This window comes from Caballeronia sp. Lep1P3 (genome assembly GCF_022879595.1).
Classification (GTDB): Bacteria; Pseudomonadota; Gammaproteobacteria; order Burkholderiales; family Burkholderiaceae; genus Caballeronia.
Genome location: NZ_CP084265.1, coordinates 1408587 through 1433791 on the forward strand (window position 1 = coordinate 1408587; position 25205 = coordinate 1433791).

Genomic DNA, 25205 nt, shown 5'->3' on the forward strand with positions numbered 1-25205 from the left:
ATTCATGCTGCGTCCACCGATGATTCATTTGAAACGCTACGCCGTGCCGTTCGCCTGCGCGATGACCGTTCTTCTGGCCGCCTGCTCGTCGACCAAGGACGAGCGACGCGTGCCGACGCCGCTCGTCGAGATCAAGCCGGTGCTGAACGTCACCCAGGCGTGGAAGGCGAGCGTCGGCAAGGCGGGCCGTTATCTGTTCTCGCCGGTCGCGGTGGGCGACGCCGTCTACGCGGCGGGCGTGAACGGCACGGTCGCGAAGATCGATGCGAAGACCGGCCAGGACGTCTGGCGCACGAAGCTGAAGGACGACCTGTCCGCGGGCGTCGGCAGCGACGGCAACCTGACGGCGGTCGGCGGTCTGAAGGGCGCGGTGTACGTGCTCGGGCCGGACGGCAAGCAGTTGTGGACGGCTACGGCTCCGGGCGAAATCATCTCGCCGCCGCTCGTCGGTAACGATCTCGTGATCGTGCGCACCATCGACGGCAAAGTGATTGCGTTCAACGCCCAGACGGGCGAGCAGAAATGGATCTTCCAGTTGCGCGCGGTGCCGCTCAACTTGCGCGTGGCCGCCGGCATGACGTTCGCCGGCAATCAGGCGGTGCTCGCGGGTTTTCCCGGCGGCAACTTCGCGGCGATCAACCTGCAGACGGGCGATGCCTACTGGCAAGCGCCGGTGTCTTATCCGAAGGGCGTGACCGAAGTGGAGCGCATCAACGACGTGACTGGCGCGCCGGGCCTCGTCGGGGCGCAGACCTGCGCGGTGACGTTCCAGGGCAAGATCGGCTGCTTCGATGCGAACTCGGGCCGTCCGATGTGGCAGAAGAACTTCTCGAGCAATAGCGGGCTTGCACAGGACGAGCAGATCGTCGCAGCGGGCGACGACTGGTCGGTGGTCAACGCGTTCCGCGCGTCGGACGGCACGCCCGTCTGGAAGAACGACCAGCTCAAGAGCCGAGACGTCAGCGTGCCGTTCATTCTCGGCCGCGCGGTTGTCGTCGGCGATTACAAGGGCTTCGTGCATTTCCTGAGCGCGGACAACGGCGAGTTCGTGGGCCGCGCGTCGACCGACGGCAGCGAGATCACCGCGGCGCCGGTGCTGGCGGGCAATACGCTCGTCGTACAGACGCACGACGGCGGACTTTACGGTTTCCGTCCGCAATAAAGGAAGAACGGGGCGCTTCGTTTTCCTGGTACGAAGCGCTTGCGGCACTGCTTGCGCCGGACTTCAGGCACAAGAAACCGGCACAGAAAAGAGCGCGTTGCGGGCGCGCTCGACAAGAATGCCGTATCGACAGGCATGACAGAACCCAGCGCGTCGGACGCCGGCGCCACGCGACACTAGCCCTCGACGGGCGACGACCGGCGCTCGGCGCCGACGGCTCAGCTATCGACGCACCGCGCGTCGCACGAGCCGATCCATGCTAATTTTCGACAAGCGCAGCCATTGCGCGGCGTATGCGGCAGACAGGCTCGCACCGCACGTTTTGCACTTCGCCTTGCGTTCAACGGTAAACAACATCTGATGAAACCCGTGATTGCCCTCGTCGGGCGCCCCAATGTGGGGAAATCGACTCTTTTCAACCGGCTGACGCGTTCGCGCGATGCGCTCGTCGCCGACCTGCCCGGCCTGACGCGCGACCGCCACTACGGAGAAGGCCGCGTCGGCGGCGAGCGTCCGTATCTCGTCGTGGATACGGGCGGTTTCGAGCCGGTCGCGAAGGACGGCATCCTGCACGAAATGGCGCGTCAGACGCGGCAGGCCGTCGAGGAAGCGGACATCGTCGTGTTCATCGTCGATGGACGCAACGGACTCGCGCCGCAGGACAAGTCGATCGCCGACTATCTGCGCAAGACCGGCCGGCCGCTCTTTCTCGTCGTCAACAAGGCCGAGGGGATGAAGTACTCGGCGGTCGCGTCGGACTTCTACGAACTCGGCCTCGGCGACCCGCGCGCGATCTCCGCCGCGCACGGCGACGGCGTGACGGAGATGATCAACGACGCGCTCGACATCGCCTATGCGGACCAGCCGGAAGAGAGCGAGGAAGAGAAGGCGCAGCATGGCGTGAAGATCGCGATCGTCGGACGGCCGAACGTCGGCAAGTCGACGCTTGTGAACGCGCTCATCGGTGAAGAACGCGTGATCGCGTTCGACATGCCCGGCACGACGCGCGACTCGATCTACGTTGATTTCGAGCGGCAAGGCCGCAAATACACATTGATCGACACGGCAGGCCTGCGTCGCCGGGGCAAGGTGTTCGAAGCGATCGAGAAGTTCTCGGTCGTCAAGACGCTGCAGTCGATCGCGGATGCCAACGTCGTGATTCTTCTCCTCGATGCGCAGCAGGACATCTCCGACCAGGACGCGCATATCGCGGGCTTCGTGGTCGAGCAGGGACGCGCGCTCGTGGTCGGCGTGAACAAGTGGGACGGGCTGGATTCGCATGTGCGCGAGCGCACCAAGGCGGATCTCGCGCGCAAGCTCAAGTTTTTGGACTTTGCTAAATTCCACTACGTCTCGGCGCTGGAGAAGACGGGCATCGGCGCGTTGATGAAGTCGGTCGACGACGCCTACGCCGCCGCGATGGCCAAGCTGCCGACGCCGAAGCTCACACGCGCGCTGATCGATGCCGTCGAATTTCAGCAGCCGCGCCGCCGCGGGCCGGTTCGCCCGAAGCTTCGCTATGCACACCAGGGCGGACAAAATCCGCCGATCATCGTCGTGCACGGCAATGCACTCGATGCGATCACCGATACGTACAAACGGTATCTGGAAGGGCGCTTCCGCGAAACTTTTGGACTGGCCGGCACTCCATTGCGCATAGAGTTCCGCTCAAGCAAGAACCCTTATGCGGACAAGGACTGAGAGCCGCGTGGAGCAAGCGTTTCGGCGCCTTTGGCCAGGTGGCCGATCTCTTGCAGAAACGAAAATCAGCTATAGTGTAGCGATTGTCGGCGGATCTCTTTTTCTTCGTCCACAATACTTCTAACCTGCAAAAAAATACGGAGTTTGCTATGAGCAACAAAGGGCAATTGTTACAAGACCCGTTTTTGAACGCACTGCGTAAAGAGCACGTGCCGGTCTCGATCTACTTGGTCAACGGCATTAAGCTGCAAGGGAACATCGAATCGTTCGACCAGTACGTCGTGTTGCTCAGAAATACGGTCACCCAGATGGTCTACAAGCACGCCATTTCCACGGTCGTGCCGGCCCGTCCGGTGAACTTCCACCCGGACGCAGAGTCGTCCTAAACCTCGTCGCGGCCGGCGGCAAGATCGCACGTTAATGCGACTCGCCGGTCGCTTCAAAACCAATACATCAATTTGATTAACGCAGCGCTCGTCGGCATCGACTTCGGCAAGATCGATTTCGAAGCCAGTCTCGAAGAACTCAGCCTGCTCGCAGAAAGTGCGGGCGCCCATCCCGCCGTCACGCTCACCGGCCGTCGGTCCAGTCCGGACGCCAAGATGTTCATCGGCAGCGGAAAGGTCGAAGAACTGCGCCTTTCCTGCGAAGCGAACGACGTCGAACTCGTCATTTTCAATCACGCGCTCGCGCCGGCGCAGCAACGTAATCTCGAACTTGCGTTGAACCGCCGCGTGGTGGACCGCACGAGTCTCATCCTCGATATCTTTGCGCAGCGCGCCCGAAGTCATGAAGGCAAGCTGCAGGTGGAACTCGCGCAATTGCAGTATCTGTCCACGCGGCTGATTCGCGCATGGACCCACCTCGAACGGCAGAAGGGCGGCATCGGCTTGCGCGGTCCGGGCGAAACGCAGCTCGAAACCGACCGCCGGCTCATCGGCGAACGCATCAAGGCGCTCAAGACGCGCCTCACCAAGCTGCGCCGCCAGCACGGCACGCAGCGCCGTCAACGCACGCGCAACCAGACGATGTCGGTTTCGCTCGTCGGCTACACGAACGCGGGCAAGTCCACGCTCTTCAATGCGCTCACCAAAGCGCAGGCGTATGCGGCCAACCAGTTGTTCGCCACGCTCGATACGACTTCGCGGCGCGTGTTCCTCGGCGAGGAAGCCGGGCACGTTGTCGTTTCGGATACCGTTGGGTTCATCCGCGAGTTGCCTCACCAGCTCGTCGCCGCATTTCGTGCGACGCTCGAAGAGACCATCCATGCGGACCTGCTGCTGCACGTCGTCGACGCATCGAGCCCCGTGCGCCTCGATCAGATCGATCAGGTGAACGAGGTATTGCGCGGCATCGGCGCGGACTCCATCCGCCAGATTCTCGTCTTCAACAAGATCGACGCGGTGCCCGAACTCGCGGCCCGTGACGAAGCGGTTGAAAGGGATGAGTATGGTAATATTTCGCGCGTCTTTTTGAGCGCGCGCACGGGTCAGGGACTCGACGCGCTGCGCGCCGCCATCGCCGAAATCGCTACAGCGGACGCAGGCGAACCCGAAGAAGGTCAGCCGAGCGTGTTTGCAGAAACGGGCGCGCCGGCACAGACGTCCGAAGCCACGCAATCCAGCCAGTCCGGGCCGAACACATCCCCCGACGCGAACCCGCAGCCGGAAGACCACCGGCCAGCAGAAGAACGTGACGGCCGAAAGGTTCCCGAGCACGGACACTGAACGGCTCCGCATGACCGACTTACCGACGCGGCACCGAACCGGCTGTCTAATGGTGAATCACCGAGTGAACGAAAACAACGAGCGGACTATCGGGCAGCGCATGCATGCCGCCTTTTCGATCAACGATCCGCGCTGGGGGCGGAGCGACGGCAATGGCGTAAAGAACGACTCCAAGCGTCCGCAGGACGGCAAGCGCGGCAACGGCAAGGAAGAAGGTCCGCCCGATCTCGACGAGATGTGGCGTGAATTTAACCGCCGCATCGCGGGCGTCTTCGGCCGCAAGCCAGGCGGCGGCATGCCGCGCGACAACGGGCGCGGCACGAAGATCGGGCTTGGCATCGTCATCGGCGTGCTGGTCGCCATCTATCTCGGCAGCGGCGTGTTCGTCGTGCAGGACGGGCATGTCGGCGTCGTCTCGCAGTTCGGCAAGTACCGGCAGACGGTGCCGCAGGGCATTCACTGGCGTCTGCCTTATCCGTTGCAGTCACACGATATCGTCGATACGTCGCAGGTGCGGTCGGTCGAAATTGGCCGCGGCGCCGCGCTGTCGCAGGGCAATGTGCGCGATGCGTCGCTCCTGACGAAAGAAGCCGACATTCTCGATGTTCGCTTCGCCGTGCAGTATCAGATCAAGTCGCCGACCGACTTTCTCTTTCGCAATCTCGATCCCGATCAGAGCGTGACCGAGGCCGCGCAAGCGGCGGTTCGCGAGATCGCGGGCGCGACGTCCACCGACGATCTGCTCTACAAGGACCGCGACGCGTTGCGCGGGCGTCTCACCGAATCCATCCAGCGCTCGCTCGACGCGTACCGCACGGGTCTGCAGGTCACGGGCGTCACGATGCAAAGCGTGCAAGTGCCGACGCAGGTGCAGGCGGCGTTCGAAGAAGCGTCGCGCGTGCGTCAGGACAACGAGCGCGCCCGCGAAACCGCCGAAGCCTACGCGAGTCAACTGCTTCCGCGCGCGAAGGCCGATGCCGCGAAGATGATCGACGAAGCGACCGCCTACAGCAACCGCGAAGTCACGCAGGCGCAAGGCGACGCCGAGCGCTTCAAGCAGGTCTACGCGGAATACGCGAAGGCTCCGGCGCTCATTCGCCAACGCATGTACCTGGACACGATGCAGCAGATCTACTCGCGCACCACCAAGGTTTTCGTCGATAGCAAGGCAGGTAACAACGTGGTGTATCTGCCGCTCGACAAGCTCGTCGACGCAACGCGCCAGCAGGCGAAAGATTCGGCCGCGAACGGGAGCGTGAGCGCGCCGGCAGCCGACGCCGAAGCGCGCGCGCAAAGCACCGTGCCTGCGTCGTCCGCAGCGGTCGCGCCGGCCAGCGCAGCGGCGGCAGCCAGCGCGCCGGGCGCTGCAAGCGCGGCAAGCGATCCGCTGCGCTCGCGCGATGCGTTGCGCTCGCGCAGCCGTCAAGACGACTTGCAGTAAGGAGCGCAGAACATGAATCGAATCATTGCGCTCGTCGTCGCAGTCGTGATCGTGCTGTTCATCGGCTCGTCGATGGTCTTCACCGTCGACGAGAGACACGCCGGCGTCGTGGCTTCCCACGGCGACAGCAGTCCGCGGCTCGATGGTCCCGGCCTCCATTTCAAGCTGCCGCCGCCGTTTCAGACGCTTGCGCTCATCGACACGCGCACGCTCACCATCGACGAAAGCGGGGCTGACCGCTTCACCACGTCCGACAAGAACGAAGTCCTCGTGAACACGGTCATCAAGTACCGCGTGAACGACCCGCTCAAGCTCTTCGTGAGCAACGAGAAAAATACGCAGACTGCGCAGGAGCGCCTGATCGCGCTTGCCCGCACCGCGCTCGCGAGCGCGTTCGCGAATCGCTCGCTCACCGACGCGCTCGCCAGCCAGCAGACGCTCGAAAGCGAGGCGCAGAAGGATGTGGAAGGCGCGGCGTCGGCGTTCGGCGTGCAACTCGTCGATCTTCAGATGACGCGCATCGACTTCCCGTCGGCGGTGGCGGATTCGGTCTATAAGCGCATGATCGCCGCGCGCCAGGAAGCGGCGGCGAACGAGCGCGCGAAGGGCACGGCCGAGGCCGACAAGATCAAGGCCGACGCCGAACGCGAGCAGCAGCAGATCCTCGCGGACGCCTACAGCCAGGCGCAGTCCATCAAGGGCGAAGGAGACAGCAAGTCCGCGGCCATCGCCGCCGACGCCTATGGACGCGACCCGCAGTTCTACCAGTACTATCAGAGCCTCGAAGCGTACAAGAAGACGTTCAAGCCGGGCGACGTGATGGTCGTCGATCCGTCCAGCAGCGATTTCTTCCGCTTCATGAAGAGCCCCAACGGCGGCGCGGACGCGTCCGCCTCGCAAAAGCGCTGAGCGCACCCGCGCCGCGCGCGGCAGTCGCCGCGCGGGCGCTCATTTCCCCGTGAACAATGGTCGAGACGATACTGCTCGCTCTTGCGTTGATGCTGATCATCGAAGGCATGTTTCCCTTCGTTTTTCCGACGGCCTGGCGCGACACGTTCCGCCGTATCGCCGAGCGGCCGCCGCATCACATCCGCATCGGCGGCCTGATCGCGATGGCGCTGGGGCTGATCCTGCTCCTGATCGCGACCTAGCGCGGGAAGCCGCCGTTTCGCCTATCTTGTCCTTATCCGCCCACGCGCGCCGCGTCTCGCGCCGCGCCCCGCAGGAAACGTATCGATGTCCACCTGGCTCCTTCCCGAGAATATCGCCGACGTCTTGCCGTCGGAAGCCCGCAAGATCGAAGAGCTGCGCCGCCGCCTGCTCGACCGGTTCCGGTCCTACGGTTATGAGCTCGTCATGCCGCCGATGCTCGAATATCTGGAGTCGCTGCTGACGAGCGGCGGCAGCGACCTCAACCTTCGCACGTTCAAGCTCGTCGATCAGTTGTCGGGACGCACGCTCGGCCTGCGCGCCGACATCACGCCGCAGGTCTCGCGCATCGACGCGCATCTTCTGAACCGGCAGGGCGTGACGCGTCTCTGCTATGCGGGCGTCGTGCTGCATACGCGTCCGCGCGGTCTTCATGCGACGCGCGAGCAGATTCAGATCGGCGCGGAGATCTATGGTCACGCGGGCCTCGAAGCCGACCTCGAAATTCAGCAGTTGATGCTCGATTCGCTGCACCTCGCGGGTCTCACGAAGGTGCGGCTGGACCTCTGCCACGCGGGCGTGCTGGCCGCGCTGCTCGAACTTGAGCCGGCGGCGGCATCGCTCGGAGAAGCGCTCTACGATGCGCTCGCGAGCAAGGACGTGCCGCGTCTCACCGAACTCACCGCGCATCTAGGCCACGTGCCGCGCGAGGCGCTGCGCGCTTTGCCGTCGCTTTATGGCGATGCTTCGGTGCTCCAAATGGCGCGTGCGCGTCTGCCGAATCTGCCGGTCATCGCGCGCGCGCTCGACGACCTCGCGTTCCTCGCCGCGCGAGCCGATGGCGCCGAGCTGATGATCGACCTCGCCGATCTGCGCGGCTACGCGTATCACAGCGGCGTGATGTTCTCGGCTTACGTGGACGGCGTGCCGAACGCGGTGGCGCGCGGCGGCCGGTACGACGACGTCGGCTCCGCCTACGGCCGCGCGCGGCCCGCGACGGGTTTTTCGCTGGACTTGCGCGAAGTCGCGCGCATTTCACCGGTCGATGCACGCGGCAGCGCGATCCTCGCGCCGTGGAAGCACGAAGAGCCGCTGCGCGCGGCGGTCGCGGCGTTGCGCGATGCAGGCGAAGTCGTCATTCAGGCGTTGCCGGGCCACGAGCACGATCTCGACGAATTCGCGTTCGACCGCGTGCTCGTCGAGCGCGATGGCCGCTGGGCGGTGGAGGAGCGCGTCGCGCAGGCGCCCGAGCGCCAGTGAATTTTGCGGGGCGCGCCTGGCCGCGCCCTCGTGACGGAATCGCGAAATGCGTCCCGAAAAACTCGGAACGCGTCGCGAACATAGGTAAAATGCGTTTTTAACCAGCTAACGAATCAACATGTCTGCCAGTGCAGTGAATGTGAACCCCGGGCGCAACGTCGTCGTGGTGGGCACCCAATGGGGTGATGAGGGCAAGGGCAAGATCGTCGACTGGCTGACGGACCACGCCCAGGGCGTCGTGCGCTTCCAGGGCGGTCATAACGCCGGACACACGCTCATCATCGGCGGCAAGAAAACCATTTTGCGCCTCATCCCGTCGGGCATCATGCGCGCGGGCACGGCCTGTTACATCGGCAATGGCGTCGTGTTGTCGCCGGAAGCGCTCTTCAAGGAAATCGACGAACTGGAAGCCGCAGGCATCGACGTGCGCAACCGCCTGTTCATTTCCGAAGCGACCACGCTCATTCTTCCGTATCACATCGCGATCGACCAGGCGCGCGAAGCGCGTCGCGGCGCGGGCAAGATCGGCACGACCGGACGCGGCATCGGGCCGGCGTATGAAGACAAGGTGGGCCGCCGCGGTCTGCGCGTGCAGGACCTCTTCGACGCGCCGCTCTTCGCGCAACGTCTGCGCGAAACGCTCGACTTCCATAATTTCGTGCTGACGCAGTACCTGGGCGCGAACGCGGTGGACTATCAGGAAACGCTCGATACGATGCTCGGCTACGCCGATCGTCTCGCGCCGATGGTCACCGACGTCTCCCGCCGTCTCTACGACGAAAACCACGCCGGCCGCAATCTGCTGTTCGAAGGCGCGCAGGGCACGCTGCTCGACATCGATCACGGCACGTATCCGTTCGTCACGTCGAGCAATTGCGTGGCGGGCGCGGCCACGGCGGGCGCGGGCGTCGGTCCGCAAAAGCTCAATTACATTCTCGGCATCACGAAGGCGTATTGCACGCGCGTGGGCGCGGGTCCGTTCCCGAGCGAACTCTACGACGCCGAGAACCCGCAGCGTCAGGACCCGATCGGCCTGAACCTCGCCACCGTCGGCAAGGAATTCGGCTCGGTCACGGGCCGTCCGCGCCGCACCGGCTGGCTCGATGCCGCCGCGCTGCGCCGCTCGATCCAGATCAACGGCATCTCGGGCCTCTGCATGACCAAGCTCGACGTGCTCGACGGCCTCGAAGAGGTCAAGCTGTGCGTCGGCTATACGCTCGACGGCCAGCCGGTCGATATCCTCCCGCGCGGCGCCTCGGAAGTGGCGCGCTGCAAGCCGGTCTACGAGACCTTCGGCGGCTGGAAGGAAAGCACCATCGGCATCACGCAGTGGGACAGCCTGCCGGCTAACGCGCGCGCCTATCTCACGCGCGTGCAGGAAGTGGCGGGCGTGCCGGTCGACATGGTTTCGACCGGCCCGGACCGCGACGAAACGATCCTGCTTCGTCATCCGTTCAAGGTCTGAAGCGAGAAGCGCCTCGACCTGAACCGGACGCTGTAAAGAATGTGGCCGCTTCATGCGGCCACATTTCGCATATAACCGCAGTATGTAATCGAAAGAGCCTCACCATGATCGCGATGACCGACCCGCGTAACGACGACAAGAACCTCTGGGTCAACTGGGACGAATATCACCGGTTGATCGAACTGCTCGCGCTGACCGTGCACGACTCGGGATGGAAGTTCGACAAGATCCTGTGTCTCGCGCGCGGCGGCCTGCGCGTCGGAGACCAGCTGTCGCGCATCTACGACCTGCCGCTCGCCATTCTCGCGACGAGTTCGTATCGCGAAGCCGCCGGCACGGAACAGGGCGACCTCGATATCGCGCAATACATCACGATGACGCGCGGCGAGCTGTCCGGCAATGTGCTGCTCGTGGACGATCTCGTCGATTCGGGCGTCACGCTCGCGCGCGTCCAGGACCATCTGAAGGAGCGCTATCCCGCGATCACGGCGGTTCGCTCGGCGGTGCTGTGGTACAAGGCGTGCTCGAAGGTCAAGCCCGATTACCACGTCCAGTTTCTGGAAACGAATCCGTGGATTCATCAGCCGTTCGAGGAATGGGACACCGTGCGTCCGCACAATCTCGGCGCGTGGATCAAGCGCGGCATGCAGAACGGTCGCGCGTAAGCTCGACGGCCGCTTTTGTTGCACCCATGTGCGCCGTTGTGTCGGGGCTTTCGCCCGACGCAACGGCGTTTTGCTTTTCAGACGGCTTTCGATGCGAACGCACTCGCAAACGCGCGGAAAGCCAACGTCGTGCGCCGACGCGCCGGGGAGGCGATGCTACACTTCCAGTCGCCTCTCTCGTGGCGCCCGAGCAACATGAGAGGAAGCGTCTTTGCGTGCGGCGTTAGATAGAATGGCGTTCGGTTTCTTCCGCTCTGGACGGATATCTCGCTTTTATGACTAACATGACTCACGCGCAAGAGCGCAAACAGCCTTTGCCTTCGCTTGCGCTCGCGGCCATTGGCGTCGTCTTCGGCGACATCGGCACGAGTCCTCTCTATGCTTTGAAGGAAGCCTTTAGCCCATCGCACGGCATCGGCCTCTCGGAAGCCTCCATTCTCGGCGTCATTTCGCTGTTGTTCTGGGCCATCGTGATGGTGGTCGCCGTCAAATACGTGCTCTTCGTCATGCGCGCCGACAACAACGGCGAAGGCGGCGTATTCGCGATGATGACCCTCGCGCTGCGCAGCGTGAAAGATCCTGGCCGACTATCCGGTGTGCTGATGATGCTCGGCATCTTCGGCGCATGCATGTTCTACGGCGACGCCGTCATCACGCCGGCGATGTCGGTGATTTCCGCCGTCGAAGGTCTTGAGATCGCCGCGCCCAAGCTCTCGCCCTACGTGATTCCGATCACGATGGTCATCCTCATCATGCTGTTCTGGATTCAGCGGCACGGCACGGCGGTGGTCGGCAAGCTCTTCGGGCCGATCATGCTGGTGTGGTTCGCTACGCTCGCCGTGCTCGGCGCGTATCACATCGCGCTCGCGCCGGGCGTGCTGGTTGCGCTGAACCCGTACTACGCGTTCTCGTTCATGGCGGAACACGTGTTGCAGGCGTATATCGTCCTCGGGTCGGTGGTGCTGGTTCTCACCGGAGCCGAGGCGCTCTACGCCGACATGGGGCACTTCGGCGCGAAGCCCATCCGCTACGGCTGGTATGGCATCGTGATGCCGTCGCTGCTGCTGAACTACTTCGGGCAGGGCGCGCTTCTGATGCATTCGCCGAAGGCCATCGAGAGCCCGTTCTTCCTGCTCGCGCCGGAGTGGGCGCTGCTGCCGCTCGTCATTCTCTCGACGATCGCGACGGTCATCGCATCGCAAGCCGTCATCTCGGGCGCGTATTCGCTCACGAGCCAGGCCATCCAACTCGGCTACGTGCCGCGCATGAAGATCCTGCATACGTCGGAACTGGCCATCGGGCAGATTTATATTCCGCTCGTCAACTGGATGCTGCTGTTCATCATTCTGTGCATCGTCGTCGGCTTCAAGAGTTCGGAGAACCTGGCGGCGGCTTACGGTCTCGCCGTCACCGCGACAATGCTCGTCACCACCATCCTCGTCTCGGTCGTGATGACGAACCTGTGGGGCTGGAACCGCTTTCTCGTCGGCGCGATGATCGCCGTTTTCCTCGTCATCGACGTCGGGTTCTTCGGCGCGAGTTTGCTCAAGATCGAGCAGGGCGGCTGGCTGCCGCTGTGCATCGGCGGCGCGTTGTTCTTCCTGCTGATGACCTGGTACAAGGGCCGCATGATCGTGAAGGACCGCACCGCCGCCGACGGCATCCCGTTGATGCCGTTCTTGCAAGGGCTGCTCGCGCATCCGCCGCATCGCGTGTCGGGCACGGCGATTTATCTGACGGGCAGCGATTCGCTCGTGCCCGTTAGCCTCCTGCATAACCTCAAGCACAACAAGGTGCTGCACGAGCGGACGATCTTCCTTAACTTCGTCACGCGCGACATCCCGTATGTGGACGACGCGCATCGTCTGGAAGTGAAGGACATCTCGGGCGGTCTTTTCCTCGTAAAAGCGGCATACGGCTTCAACGAGACGCCGGACGTGAAAGCCGTGCTCGAACAGATCACGCGCACGCACGCGATGACGTTCGAACTCATGGATACATCCTTCTTCATGGCGCGCGAGACGGTCGTGCCGACGGAACTGCCGGGCATGTCCGTGTGGCGCGAGCGCGTGTTTGCGTGGATGCATCAGAACGCCGCGAAGCCGACGGACTTCTTCAGCATTCCGGCGAATCGCGTCGTCGAGTTGGGAACGAAGATCGAGATATGAGCGCGTCGGCCGCGCGCGCGAATAGAAAACCCACGCGATAGCGTGGGTTTTTTTACTTGCAGGTCAGCGTGTCAGCGTTTCAGTTTCGCGAAAGCTGCGGCCATCGCGCCACCGGGTTCCGGCTCGCGACGCTGATTGGCCCGCGCATCGCGTGCGCCGCCCCCTGAACGACGATCCTGCCCGCCGCGTGCCGGCGATCCCGCGCTACCCGCGTTCGCCGTGGCAGGAGCGAAGTCGTCGTCGAGACGCATGGTGAGCGCAATGCGCTGGCGCTTCACGTCGGTTTCGAGCACCTTGACCTTCACGACCTGACCCGCCTTCACGACCTCGTGCGGGTCCTTGATGAACTTGGTCGACATTGCGGACACGTGAACAAGGCCGTCCTGATGCACGCCGATATCGACGAACGCGCCGAACGCCGCAACGTTCGTCACGACGCCTTCGAGCACCATGCCTGGCACGAGGTCCGAAATTTTCTCGATGCCTTCGCGGAACGTCGCCGTCTTGAACTCGGGACGCGGATCGCGCCCCGGCTTTTCGAGTTCCGCGAGAATGTCGCGCACGGTCGGCAGGCCGAAACGATCATCGACGAACTCGGCCGGCGACAGACCCGCGAGCGCCTCGCGCTTGCCGAGCACATCGCCGACGTGCTTGTTGATCTTGGCGAGAATGCGCTGCACGACCGGATACGCCTCCGGATGCACCGACGAGCGGTCGAGCGGATTGTCGCCATTGCTGATGCGCAGAAAGCCGGCGGCCTGCTCGAAGGTCTTGTCGCCGAGACGCGGCACCTTGCGCAGATGCTCGCGCGAAGGGAACGGTCCGTTCGCATCGCGATAATCGACGATATTGCGCGCAAGCGTCGCGTTCAAGCCGGAGACGCGGGCGAGCAGGGCGACCGACGCGGTGTTCGCATCGACGCCGACCGCGTTCACGCAGTCCTCGACGACCGCATCCAGCGAGCGCGCGAGTTCGCGCTGATTCACGTCATGCTGATACTGGCCGACGCCGATCGCCTTCGGCTCGATTTTGACGAGTTCCGCGAGCGGATCCTGTAGACGCCGCGCAATCGACACCGCCCCGCGCAGCGACACGTCCATCTCGGGGAACTCCTTCGCCGCCAGCTCGGACGCCGAATACACGGACGCGCCGGCTTCCGACACGACGATCTTTTGCAGCTTCAGATCAGGGTGCTTCGCGATCAGTTCGCTCGCGAGTTTGTCGGTTTCGCGCGACGCCGTGCCGTTGCCGATGGACACGAGCTCGGCCTGCGTCGCACGCGCGAGCCGCGCGAGCTTGGCGATGGAGCCGTCCCAGTCGCGGCGCGGCTCGTGCGGATAAATGGTGTCCGTGGCGAGCACCTTGCCCGTGCGGTCGACGACCGCGACCTTCACGCCGGTGCGCAGGCCCGGATCCAGACCGATGACCGCCTTCGGGCCCGCGGGCGCGGCGAGCAGCAAGTCCTTCAGATTGCGCGCGAACACGCGAATGGCCTCGTGTTCGGCTTCCTCGCGCAGTTGCGTGAGCAGTTCGTTTTCGATGTGCGGCTGCACCTTCACGCGCCAGCACCAGCGGCACGCGTCGGAGAGCCACTTGTCGGCGGCGCGGTTGCGGTTCGCGATGCCGAAATGCTGCGCGATCATCGCTTCGCCCGGATGCGGCACTTGCGTATCCAGTTCCTCGCCGAGACCGAGCTTCACCGACAGCACGCCCGCGTTGCGGCCGCGAAAGAGCGCGAGCGCGCGATGCGACGGCACCGTGCGGATCGTCTCGCTGTAGTCGTAGTAATCGCGGAATTTTTCGCCTTCGTCGCCTTGCTTTCCGTCCACCACGCTCGACATGACGAGCCCCTGGTTGAACAGATAGTCGCGCAGCTTGCCGAGGACTTCAGCCGTTTCGCCGAACTGCTCCGAGAGGATGTCGCGCGCGCCGTCGAGCGCGGCTTTCGTATCGGCGACGCCTTTTTCGGCATCCACGAACTTCGCGGCTTCGGCTTGCGGATCGAGCGTCGGATCGGCGAGAAGGGCTTGCGCGAGCGGCTCGAGCCCGGCTTCGCGGGCGATCTGCGCGCGCGTGCGGCGCTTCGGCTTGTAGGGCAGATAGAGGTCTTCGAGCACCTGCTTGCTGTCCGCGCCTTCGATTGCGCCGCGCAACTCGCCGGTGAGTTTTCCCTGTTCCTCGATGCTTTGCAGGATGGCGGCGCGCCGGTCTTCCAGTTCCCGCAGATACAGCAGGCGCTCTTCGAGCGTGCGCAATTGCGTGTCGTCGAGATTGCCGGTCACTTCCTTCCGATACCGGGCGATGAACGGGACAGTCGAGCCTTCGTCCAGAAGCTGCACGGCGGCGGCGACCTGGCGCGGCTGCACGGTGAGTTCGGTGGCGATGCGCTGTACGATCTTGAGTGCTACGGTTTCCGTCATGGTTCTGCGCTGTCTGCTGACTCGTCGCGAAGGCGGCGCGCGCGTGCGTCGTCGTACATCGTCATGGATGGGCGGCGGCGCGGGCGTGCCGCGGGCGCTGTGACGAGTGATGGGCCGGGTTGCTGGAGCGGGGCATTTTGCCATAAATGGCGAAGCGCTCCGGCGTGCGGTGATAGAATTTCGGGACCGCGCACGCCCGTTTTCCGGCCTTCGCGCACCTGATTCCCTACCACGTTGCCGTTCATCAATTTGCTCAACTTCCGCCTTCCGAAGGCCGCGCCGATGGCCGTGGCCGCATCGTCCCTATGCGCGCTTTTCGCGGTCCTGCCGCAGCACGCGATCGCGCAGACAGCCGCCGCGACCGGGCCGGCGTCTTCGCTGAGCACGCAGACGCCCGATGCGGCGGCGGGCGGCGCCGAAAGCACGGACGGCGCCTTGCGCGCGGATTACGCGCAGCGGCAGAAGACGCTCGACCGGCGCACGTCGGAGAACGACTATCGGTACGGCGTGAAGCAGCATGACTGCTACAGCAAGTTCTTCGTGAACCATTGTCTCGATAGCGCGCGCACCGAAATGCGTGAGGCGCGCCAGCAGATTCGCCAGGAACAGCTCGCGCTCGACGACGAGCAGCGCGCCGAGCACGCGAAGGAGCGCGATCGTCAGACGGCGCTCAAGCAGGCGCAATACGAGGCCGAAGCGCCGCAGCGCGAGGCCAACGAGAAGGCGAGCGAGCAGGCGTACGAAGACAAGCAGCGCCAGAACGCGCTCGCCGCCGCCCAGCGCAACGCCGAAGCGCCGCAACGGGCGGCAAACCAGAAGGCCTACGATCAGAAGCAGGCGGACTACCAGAAGAAGCTGGACGAAGCGCGCGCGCGCGGTGTGCAGGACGCGCAGGACCGCGAGCAGAAGGCGCAGCGCTTCGAGCAGAAGCAGAAGGATGCCGCGCAGCATCGCGCCGAAGTGGAAGCGCGTCAGAAGGAAGCCGCTCGCAAGCAGCAGGAAAAGGCACAGCAGGCAGAGCAGGAAAAGCAGCGGCAGGAACAGTCGAAGCAACAGTCGAACCAGCAGCAGCAAGGCAAGTAGCGCCTCCTGGCCGGATGGCGGAGGCGCCGATGTCGCGGCCTTGCGTCATACTCTGGCTGAATCGGCCAGGCGCTGTCTGCCGTCGAGACGCCCGCGCTGGCCGGTAGCCTTGCATGGAGGCGAGCATGCAGCAACGCTTGAACGCACCCCGACAACCCGCCGTGGATGCCGCCCTGATTCGCGATCGCATCGCGCAACTGCAGGAAGAGCATCACGGCCTCGATACGCTGATCGGCAAGCTGTCCGGCATCGACGACCTCGAACTCCGGCGCCTCAAGAAGCGCAAGCTCAAGGTCAAAGACACGATACTCCTGCTGCAATTGCAACTGGACACCGACCCGCACTGAATCGTCTCACGGCGTGCAACATGCCCGAGCCCGCCCGCGCCTCTGGCCGGCGGCGTCGCGCGTTGCACGGAACACGCAGATTTCGCAGGATCTAGCCCGCTTTGAACTCACCCGTCACCCCTTCCGACTCCGCGAGCGCCGCGCTTGCGCTGACGGACAAGCGCAGCGTCGAACTCGACGCGATCTTTTCCGCCGATGGCCTGCTCGCGCGCGCCATCGACGGCTATCGGCCGCGCGCATCGCAGATTCAGATGGCGCGCTCCGTCGCGGCGGCGATGGAAGCGTCCGGCCGCGCGATGCCCGAACCCGCGATGTTCGAAGCGCAGCGCCGTCCCGCGCGCAAGCTCGGGCCGTCCGACAAGCCCTATGAAGTCGAGGAAGCGCCAGCCGACGAAGTCGGCATCGCGACCGCGAAAGCGGCTATCGACGGCGGCGAGAACACGCTGATCGTCGAGGCCGGCACGGGCACCGGCAAGACCTACGCGTATCTCGTCCCGGCGATGCTCTGGGGCGGCAAGGTCATCGTGTCGACGGGGACCAAGCATCTGCAGGATCAGCTTTTTGCCCGCGACATTCCCACCGTGCGAGACGCGCTCGCCGTGCCGGTCTCCGTCGCGATGCTAAAGGGCCGCGCGAACTACCTGTGTCATTACTATCTGGAGCGCACCGCCGACAACGGTCGCCTGCCGTCGCGCCAGGACACGTCGCATCTGCAGGAAATCGTCCGTTTCGCAAAGATCACGCGCACCGGCGACAAGGCCGAACTCGCGAGCGTGCCCGAGAATTCCCCGGTCTGGCCGATGGTCACGTCCACGCGCGACAACTGCCTCGGCCAGGAATGCCCGCATTACAAGGACTGTTTCGTGATGCAGGCGCGCAAGGAGGCGCAGCAGGCCGACATCGTCGTGGTGAATCACCATCTGTTCTTCGCGGACGTGATGCTGCGCGACACCGGCATGGCCGAACTCCTGCCGATGGCCAACACGATCATCTTCGACGAAGCGCATCAGTTGCCCGAAACGGCCACGCTCTTTTTCGGCGAGACGCTTTCCACGACGCAACTGCTCGAACTCGCGCGCGATACCGTCGCCGAAGGTCTGAGCCATGCGCGCGACGCCGCCGACTGGACGAAGCTCGGCGCCGCGCTCGAGCGTGCCGCGCGCGATCTGCGGCTCGCGTTCAAGGAGGATTCGGCGCGCTTCTCGGTCGGTCAGCTTCCCGACGGGCATCCGCTTTTCGATGCGCTCGATACGCTCGAGACGCATCTTGGCGCGCTGGCCGCGGCGCTCTTGTCGCATGCGGAGCGCGCGGAATCGCTGCAGGCGCTCGTGCGTCGCGCGCGCGAATTGCAGGATCTGCTGTCGGGCTGGACCACGCCGCCGACGCCGCTGGAACGCGCGGTCGTCGAGGACGAAAGTGCCGCGCAGGAAGCGGCGAAGGACGAGCCGAACGAAATGGTGCGCTGGATCGAAGTGTTCTCGCACACGGTTCAGTTCCACGAGACGCCGCTGTCCGTCGCGCCGATCTTTGCCAAGCAGCGCGCGGGCGTGCCGCGCGCGTGGATCTTCACGTCGGCGACGCTTTCGGTGCGCGGCGACTTCACGCACTACGCGGCGCAGATGGGTCTGAACGCGCGCCGCTCGATGACGCTGCCGAGTCCCTTCGACTATCCGACTCAGGGCCTTTTGTACGTGCCGCGCAATCTGCCGCAGCCGTCTTCGCCGCAGTTCACCGACGCCGTGTTCGAAGCGGCGCTGCCTGTGATCGAGGCGGCGGGCGGCGGCGTGTTCGTGCTCTGCACGACCTTGCGCGCGGTCGATCGCATCGCGACGCGCCTGCGCGACATCATCGAGCGGCGCGGCTGGGGCAATCCGCTGCTCGTACAGGGCGATGCGAGCCGCACCGAACTGCTCGACCGCTTCCGCGCGTACGGCAACGCGATTCTCGTGGGAAGCCAGAGTTTCTGGGAAGGCGTCGATGTGCGCGGCGACGCGCTGTCGCTCGTCGTCATCGACAAGCTGCCGTTCGCGCCGCCCGACGATCCGGTGCTCGCCGCGCGCCTCGACGCGCTCACGAAAAAGGGCTTGAGCCCGTTCGCCGTGCATCAGTTGCCGCAGGCGGTCATTACGCTCAAGCAGGGCGCGGGCCGTCTGATTCGCGCGGAAACGGATCGCGGCGTGCTGATGATCTGCGACACGCGCCTTGTCGACAAACCTTACGGCCGGCGCATCTGGCAGAGTCTTCCGCCTTTCAAGCGCACCCGCGAACTCGACGTGGTGCGCGCGTTCTTCAGCGACTCCCCGAGTTCCGCCGAGCTGGCCGAATAGCGCGTTCGGCGGTCCGCTGGACGTTCGCGATGGCCTGTTCGACGCGCGAGGCGTCTCGCGCTTTGGCGCGTGCGCTCCCGTCGTCGACGTCGAGTGCCACGCGAAAGCGCATCGATTTCACGCTGTAGGCGCTGCCGAAGTCCGGCGACGCGCTTTGCCGGCGCGTGCCGGCAGCGTCTCGATGGGCGGCGCTTTCCGGCGCGTCGGACGAGATAGCCGCGAGAATGCGCGCATTGGCCGTCACGCCCGTCTTGATGCGAATGCCATTGGCGGCGAGCGCGCGGTTGACTTCCGCCAGCACCGGTTGCCCGAGCGCATGCGACTGCAAAAAACGCCTGAATTGCCCCATCGCGTTCGCATCGGGCGTGCAACCGCCTGTTTCGTCGATGCGCGCAAAACGCCGCATCGCGATGCTGTCGATGAGCGCGTCCTCGCAATCGCGATCGGATAGCCCGAACCAACTCTGAAGGAAGCAGACGCGCAGCATCGGCTCGAGCGCAGCGGGAAAGGGCGCGGCGCTGTCTTTCGGCACATGCGGCTCGACGATCGCGCGCAGGCGTGACCACGGCATCAGCGAATTCATGGTGTCGAGGAACGCATCGCGCTGAGTGCGCCTCGCGTTCTTACTCGGTTGGGCGCCGCCAGCGCGGGATGGAGTGGCCGCCATGCTTGTCTCTTGCAGGAACGTGTTCGGTTCGGACCCTCGCAACGCGGCTGAATGCCTGCGCTGATCCAGAGGATTGCTAAATTTTGTTGCCGACAGAAAAAATTCCGCGCAAAAAAATAGGGCGTTCGCACGCCCTTTGTTGCAAGGCCGGCGCGGGCGCCGGCCTCTACACGCTAATTACCAGATCTGATACCACGGCTTGTCGGTGCCGGCGCGGCGCTTGCCCGTCACATACGGGCTGTCCGGGAAGGTCGCTGCAAGCACGCGCTTGGTGTCGTCGGCAAGTTGCGGCTGATCCAGCCTCTGATACGACAGCATCATGATGTGCAGCGCGTCTTCCGTCGCCGGGGCGTTCTTGTACTCGCGGATGGCGAGCTGCGCCCGGTTGATCGCCGCCACGTAGGCGCCACGGCGATAGTAGTAATCGGCCGCATGAACTTCGTGCGAGGCGAGCGCGTTCACGATATAGCGCATGCGCTGCGCGGCATCCGGCGCGTACTTGCTTTGCGGATATTTGTCGACGACGACCTTGAACGCGTCATACGACTCGCGCAGCGACTTCGGATCGCGCTCGCTCATGTCCTGACCCGAGAAGCGGCCGAAGAGACCGAGATCGTCGTTGAAATGGATCATGCCCTTCAGATAATACGCATACGCGATATCGGGATGATCCGGATGCAGCCGGATGAAACGGTCGATGGCCTGGTCCGCGTTGGCGGTTTCGCTGTCCTTCCAGTTGCAGTACGCGACGTTGATCTGCGCCTGCTGCGCGAAGTGGCCGAACGGGTCGCGGCCTTCGAGCGCCTCGAAGTACTTGGCGCACTTGCCCCAGTCGCTGCCGGAGAGCGCGTCCTGGGCCTCCGTATATAATTTGTTGTTATTCCACGTCGCCGTTTCGTCGGTTTTCTCGGGCAGGCCGTGGCAGGCCGTGACGATGGCGACGCTCGCGGCCAGCGCCAGATACTTGATCGATTGCTGCATCGATTGATGAATGGTGTTGAAGGCTCGCATCAGTGCTTGCTTATCCTGGCTCGTGCTGGGCTTGTCCTGGGCTTTCCGGCTGGTTCCAGCTGTGTTTCCGGTGCGGTCTGTCGGCGCGGCATGCGGTTCATCGTCGCGACGTTACGCGCTGTGCAACGATGACGCTTGCCGACACGCGAAACATGCGATCACGCCGGCACTTTCCGCTTTACAGCTGCGCTTTGGAATTCCCCGCGCACTTCCCGTTATCTCGTTTAAATGACCCGCTCAAGTACTCGTCGTACCAAAGACCAACTCAAAGATTATAGCCGATGCGCCACCCGCGACGACGCTGCTTCGCCCGAATCGGAACGCGAGGCAGGCGCGGCTGCGCATGCCGGCGATGCGCGCACGGCGCGCGTGCCCGACGAACTCGCGGGCGACCGGCTCGACAAGGTGCTCGCGAAGGTCTTCCCCGAGTTTTCGCGCAGCCGTCTGCAGGGCTGGATCGAGGAAGGGCGCGTGCTCGTCGACGGCGCTGCGGCGAAGATCCGCCAGCCGGTGCCGCTCGGCGCGACCATCGCGCTCGTGCCGGATCTGCTGCCCGAGCAGCTCGCGTTCACGCCCGAGCCGGTTCCGCTTTCCATCGTCTATGAGGACGAGGCGCTCGTCGTCGTCGACAAACCCGCGGGGCTGGTCGTGCATCCCGCGGCCGGGAACTGGAGCGGCACGCTGCTCAACGGCCTGCTGCACCGATACGGCGCCGCCGCCGCCGGACTGCCGCGCGCGGGCATCGTGCATCGGCTGGACAAGGAGACGTCGGGGCTGATGGTCGTCGCGCGCACGCTCGAAGCGCAAACCGACCTCGTGCGCCAGTTGCAGGCGCGCACGGTGAAGCGCCGCTATGTGGCGTTCGTGTGGGGCAACATGCCGGACGACGGCACCATCGACGCGCCCATCGGCCGCGATTCGCGCGAACGCACGCGCATGGCCGTCGTGCAGAGCGCGGCGGGCAAGCCCGCGCGCACGCACTTTCGCACCATCGACCGCGCGACGTGGAAGGGCCAGCCTGTGAGCGCGATCCACTGCGATCTCGAAACCGGCCGCACGCATCAGATTCGCGTGCATTGCGCGCATGTGGGACATCCGCTGCTCGGCGATCCGGTCTATGGACGCGCGCGCGGCAAGCGCTCGGTCACGCCGCTGCCGAACGGCTTCGCGCGCCAGGCGCTGCATGCGTGGCGGCTCGGGCTCATCCATCCGCTGACGGGCAAGGACGTGCACTGGCGCGCGGACGTTCCGCAGGACCTCGCGACGCTCGCGCAGGAACTCGGTTTCGGGCGCGACGAAGAAATCGACTTCGACGAGGACGACGCGTTCGCCGAAGTCTACGAGATGAGCGAAGGCGAAGCGTGGGACGAAGAAGACGACGATTACGAGGACGACGAAGCATGATGACCGACCGCCCGGGCGCTGCGCCCGCACTCGATCCGAAGCATTGTCTGTGGCCGCAATGGCGCGTGTCGCCGCGCGTTCGCGCATTCGTGACGACGCGCGCGGGCGGCGTGAGCGCCGCGCCTTACGATGGCGGCGCGCCCGAGGCGGGCGGTCTGAACCTGGGACTATCCACCGGCGATGCGCCCGAGGCCGTGCAGGAAAACCGCCGCCGCGCGCTCGCGCTGACCGGCGCGCGCGATGCCGCATGGCTGTCGCAGATCCACGGCACGCAGGTCGAAGACGCGCAGGCGGTGATCGACGCACGCGCATCCGGGCCGACGCGTGCGGACGCAAGCGTGACGGATCGCGCGGGCGTCGTCTCGGTCGTGATGACGGCGGATTGCCTGCCCGTACTCTTCTGCGACGACGAAGGCCGCGCGGTCGGCGCGGCGCACGCGGGCTGGCGCGGTCTCGCGGGCGGCATCATCGAAAAGACGGGCGAGCGCGTCGCGGCTCTCGCGGGCGCGCCGGCATCGAAGCTCAACGCGTATCTCGGTCCGGCGATCGGGCCGTTGGCGTTCGAAGTCGGCGAAGACGTGCTCGATGCCTTCGTCAGCGCATGCGACACGCGCCGTCGCGACGCGACCGCCGCCGCGTTCGAAGCTACCGGGACCGCCGGCAAGTACCTCGCGGACATCTATGCGCTCGCGCGCCTGCGCCTTGCCGACATCGGCATCGACGCGGCGCGCATCCACGGCGGCACGCATTGCACGGTCACCGAAAGTGAGCGCTTCTATTCCTATCGGCGCGATCGCGTGACCGGCCGCATGGCCGCGATGATCTGGCTTGCCGACTGAATCGACGGATCGCCGCGGGAGTCAGTCGGCAGGCCGAATCGCCGCTTGCGCGCCGTTTCATTTCGATGGGGGAAAACGATAATTATAAAAACATCGCACTGCGGCAAAATCGGGACGAAGCATTGACATGCTCGACGCCTCAGAGCAAGAATGTTCCCGTAATGGATTCAATCGGGCCGGCGTAGCGGGGGCAATTCTTGCCACGCGCAATCGGCGCATCGACAGTTGTGCAAGTCGAGATAGCCCGGCAATGCCTGCATCAGCAATCAGTCTTGCGAGACTCAGAGGTCAAAGGCGGGTATGGCTTCCAAAACATCTTCCTCATCTTCCCGCTCCCGTACAGCCGACAGCACCACGGCCGACACCCCAGCCGATCCGACTGGCGTACAGCAAGCGTTCGAACAATGGCTCAACGCCTGGCGCTCCGTTGCCGATCCTGCGCAATGGGCGAAGTTCACTCAACAGACGAATCCCGCCGCTGACGGCGCAAAGGCGGGTGGCGAAGCCGGGGCGAACAGCGCGGCATCGCCCGCGGGCGCATTTGGCGGCTTTCCGTTTCATAGCTTCGGCGGCGTGCCCGGCGCATTCCCCGGAACATTCCCCGGCGGCTTTCCCACGGCATTCCCGACCATCGCGAGCATGCCGCAGATGCCCGACTTGACCAAGATGAACGGCCTCGCGGAGTTCGCCAAGCTCGCGAGCAGCATGCCGGGTTTCGGCGCGGCGATGCAGGGCCTGCCGACCTTGCCGAAGATTCCGACAGCGGCCATTCCGCCCGACCGCCTGCATCAACTGCAAAGCGACTACACACGCGACGTGTCCGAGCTTTTGCGGCAGGCGAGCGGGCAGAGCATCGACCCGACCTCGCTCAAGGACCGGCGCTTCAAGGACAACGCGTGGCAATCCACGCCCGCGTTCGCGTTCACCGCGGCGTGGTATCTGCTCAACGCGCGCTATCTGCAAGAGTTGGCCGATGCGATCCAGAGCGATCCGAAGACGCGCGAGCGCATCCGCTTCACCGTGCAGCAATGGGCGGCCGCGGCGGCGCCGAGCAACTACCTCGCGTTCAATCCCGAAGCGCAGAAGGCGCTCATCGAGAGCAAGGGCGAGAGCCTGCGCCAGGGCATGCTGAATCTGCTCGGTGACATGCAGCGCGGCAAGATTTCGCAGTCGGACGAATCGGGCTTCGTGATCGGCAAGAACATCGCGACCACCGAAGGCGCGGTCGTCTACGAGAACGAGCTCGCGCAACTGATCCAGTACAAGCCGCTCGCGCCGAAGGTTCATGCGCGGCCGCTTCTGATCGTGCCGCCTTGCATCAACAAGTTCTATATCCTCGATCTTTCGCCGGAAGGCTCGCTCGTGCGGCATGCGCTCGAATCGGGCCAGCAGGTCTTCATGGTGTCGTGGCGCAATGCGGACCAGTCGATCGCGCATAAGACCTGGGACGATTACGTCGACGAAGGCGTGCTTCAGACGATGCGCGTCGTGAAGGACATCGCCGGCGCGGACAAGGTCAACACGCTCGGCTTCTGCATCGGCGGCACGCTGCTCGCAACCGCGCTCGCCGTCGAAAAGGCGCGCGGCAACGAGCCGGCTTCGTCGATGACGCTGCTCACCTCCATGCTCGACTTCACGGACACCGGCGTGCTCGACGTTTTCGTCGACGAAGCGCACGTCCAGATGCGCGAGCAGGCGATCGGCGGCAAGAACGGCGCGCCGGCCGGCCTCATGCGCGGCATCGAATTCGCCAATACGTTCTCGTATCTGCGCCCGAATGATCTCGTTTGGAACTACGTCGTCGACAATTATCTGAAGGGCCGCACGCCGCAAGCGTTCGACTTGCTTTTCTGGAACAGCGATTCGACGAATCTGCCCGGCCCGATGTGCGTCTGGTATCTGCGCAACACGTATCTCGAGAACAAGCTGCGCGAACCCGGCGCGCTCACCGTATGTGGCGAGCCGGTGGACTTGTCGAGCCTCACGGTGCCGACCTTCATCTACGGTTCACGCGAGGACCATATCGTGCCGTGGAAGTCGGCGTATGCGTCCGCGCCGCTGCTTTCGGGACCCGAGACGTTCGTGCTCGGCGCATCGGGACATATCGCGGGCGTGATCAATCCGCCGTCGAAGAACAAGCGCAGCTTCTGGATGGTCGACAGCACCGACACGCGTCTGCCCGCCGATCCCGACGCGTGGTTCGAGACCGCGACCGAGCATCCCGGCAGCTGGTGGCCGACGTGGACCGAATGGCTCGCCAAGCACGCGGGCGATGAGCGCAAGCCGGGCGCATCGCTCGGATCGAAGAATTATCCTGTGATCGAGGCGGCGCCGGGACGCTACGTCATGCAGCGCGACAGTTGACAGAC

The 25205-nt window shown here is 64.6% G+C and carries 20 protein-coding genes; 17 read left to right on the forward strand and 3 right to left on the reverse strand.

Annotated elements, in window-relative coordinates:
* Nucleotides 1-19 precede the first annotated feature (19 nt).
* The 11 genes from bamB to LDZ27_RS06690 all read left to right on the forward strand — a co-directional run bounded on the left by bamB (nt 20) and on the right by LDZ27_RS06690 (nt 12738).
* Complete coding sequence (gene bamB / locus LDZ27_RS06640; RefSeq protein WP_244815892.1) at nt 20-1162, forward strand: outer membrane protein assembly factor BamB; 1143 nt, start codon at nt 20-22, stop codon at nt 1160-1162.
* A gap of 360 nt (nt 1163-1522) precedes the next feature.
* Nucleotides 1523-2863 carry a ribosome biogenesis GTPase Der gene (gene der, locus LDZ27_RS06645; RefSeq protein WP_244815893.1) on the forward strand — a complete coding sequence of 447 codons (1341 nt, stop codon included), beginning with the start codon at nt 1523-1525 and terminating at the stop codon, nt 2861-2863.
* Nucleotides 2864-3012: 149 nt separating this feature from the next.
* Nucleotides 3013-3249 carry an RNA chaperone Hfq gene (hfq, locus tag LDZ27_RS06650; RefSeq protein WP_006999489.1) on the forward strand — a complete coding sequence of 79 codons (237 nt, stop codon included), beginning with the start codon at nt 3013-3015 and terminating at the stop codon, nt 3247-3249.
* A 72-nt stretch (nt 3250-3321) separates the two neighbouring features.
* Entirely contained in the window at nt 3322-4590 is a 1269-nt protein-coding gene (gene hflX / locus LDZ27_RS06655) for a GTPase HflX (RefSeq protein WP_244815894.1), read from the forward strand.
* A 64-nt stretch (nt 4591-4654) separates the two neighbouring features.
* On the forward strand, nt 4655-6031 hold the full coding sequence (hflK, locus tag LDZ27_RS06660) for an FtsH protease activity modulator HflK (protein WP_244815895.1): 1377 nt from the start codon (nt 4655-4657) through the stop codon (nt 6029-6031).
* 12 nt (nt 6032-6043) lie between these two features.
* On the forward strand, nt 6044-6940 hold the full coding sequence (gene hflC / locus LDZ27_RS06665; protein WP_244815896.1) for a protease modulator HflC: 897 nt from the start codon (nt 6044-6046) through the stop codon (nt 6938-6940).
* 56 nt (nt 6941-6996) lie between these two features.
* Nucleotides 6997-7182 (forward strand): DUF2065 domain-containing protein, encoded by a 186-nt coding sequence (locus tag LDZ27_RS06670; protein WP_159836336.1) that lies wholly within the window; start codon nt 6997-6999, stop codon nt 7180-7182.
* Nucleotides 7183-7267: 85 nt separating this feature from the next.
* A complete protein-coding gene (locus tag LDZ27_RS06675; protein WP_244815897.1) occupies nt 7268-8440 on the forward strand; it encodes an ATP phosphoribosyltransferase regulatory subunit in 1173 nt (390 codons plus the stop codon).
* A 118-nt stretch (nt 8441-8558) separates the two neighbouring features.
* A complete protein-coding gene (locus tag LDZ27_RS06680) occupies nt 8559-9905 on the forward strand; it encodes an adenylosuccinate synthase (protein ID WP_244815898.1) in 1347 nt (448 codons plus the stop codon).
* A gap of 104 nt (nt 9906-10009) precedes the next feature.
* Complete coding sequence (locus tag LDZ27_RS06685; protein WP_244815899.1) at nt 10010-10570, forward strand: phosphoribosyltransferase; 561 nt, start codon at nt 10010-10012, stop codon at nt 10568-10570.
* A 275-nt stretch (nt 10571-10845) separates the two neighbouring features.
* Nucleotides 10846-12738, forward strand: a complete 1893-nt coding sequence (locus LDZ27_RS06690; protein WP_244815900.1) for a potassium transporter Kup — start codon at nt 10846-10848, stop codon at nt 12736-12738.
* Nucleotides 12739-12809: 71 nt separating this feature from the next.
* Here the strand turns inward: LDZ27_RS06690 and LDZ27_RS06695 are convergent, their stop codons facing one another.
* Complete coding sequence (locus tag LDZ27_RS06695; protein ID WP_244815901.1) at nt 12810-15158, reverse strand: Tex family protein; 2349 nt, start codon at nt 15156-15158, stop codon at nt 12810-12812.
* A 282-nt stretch (nt 15159-15440) separates the two neighbouring features.
* On the opposite strand from LDZ27_RS06695, the gene LDZ27_RS06700 reads away from it, so the two are divergent.
* The 3 genes from LDZ27_RS06700 (at nt 15441) to LDZ27_RS06710 (ending at nt 18915) form a co-directional block, all read left to right on the forward strand.
* Nucleotides 15441-16241, forward strand: a complete 801-nt coding sequence (locus tag LDZ27_RS06700; RefSeq protein WP_244816058.1) for a colicin transporter — start codon at nt 15441-15443, stop codon at nt 16239-16241.
* A gap of 125 nt (nt 16242-16366) precedes the next feature.
* Complete coding sequence (locus LDZ27_RS06705) at nt 16367-16588, forward strand: DUF465 domain-containing protein (protein ID WP_244815902.1); 222 nt, start codon at nt 16367-16369, stop codon at nt 16586-16588.
* Between the two features lie 101 nt (nt 16589-16689).
* Entirely contained in the window at nt 16690-18915 is a 2226-nt protein-coding gene (locus LDZ27_RS06710) for an ATP-dependent DNA helicase (protein ID WP_244815903.1), read from the forward strand.
* Here LDZ27_RS06710 and LDZ27_RS06715 read toward each other — a convergent pair.
* Together LDZ27_RS06715 and LDZ27_RS06720 are read right to left on the reverse strand one after the other, a co-directional pair.
* Entirely contained in the window at nt 18878-19498 is a 621-nt protein-coding gene (locus LDZ27_RS06715) for a transposase (RefSeq protein WP_244815904.1), read from the reverse strand. The two genes, LDZ27_RS06710 and LDZ27_RS06715, sit on opposite strands and share 38 nt — an antisense overlap.
* Before the next feature lie 261 nt (nt 19499-19759).
* Entirely contained in the window at nt 19760-20593 is an 834-nt protein-coding gene (locus LDZ27_RS06720; RefSeq protein WP_244815905.1) for an outer membrane protein assembly factor BamD, read from the reverse strand.
* A 228-nt stretch (nt 20594-20821) separates the two neighbouring features.
* On the opposite strand from LDZ27_RS06720, the gene LDZ27_RS06725 reads away from it, so the two are divergent.
* The 3 genes from LDZ27_RS06725 to phaC all read left to right on the forward strand — a co-directional run bounded on the left by LDZ27_RS06725 (nt 20822) and on the right by phaC (nt 25200).
* Entirely contained in the window at nt 20822-21997 is a 1176-nt protein-coding gene (locus LDZ27_RS06725) for an RluA family pseudouridine synthase (RefSeq protein WP_244815906.1), read from the forward strand.
* Nucleotides 21994-22836, forward strand: coding sequence for a peptidoglycan editing factor PgeF (gene pgeF, locus LDZ27_RS06730; RefSeq protein ID WP_370653374.1), 843 nt, complete (start codon nt 21994-21996; stop codon nt 22834-22836). The genes LDZ27_RS06725 and pgeF overlap by 4 nt, the downstream gene beginning before the upstream one ends.
* 300 nt (nt 22837-23136) lie before the next feature.
* A complete protein-coding gene (phaC, locus tag LDZ27_RS06735; protein WP_244815907.1) occupies nt 23137-25200 on the forward strand; it encodes a class I poly(R)-hydroxyalkanoic acid synthase in 2064 nt (687 codons plus the stop codon).
* Nucleotides 25201-25205: the final 5 nt, after the last annotated feature.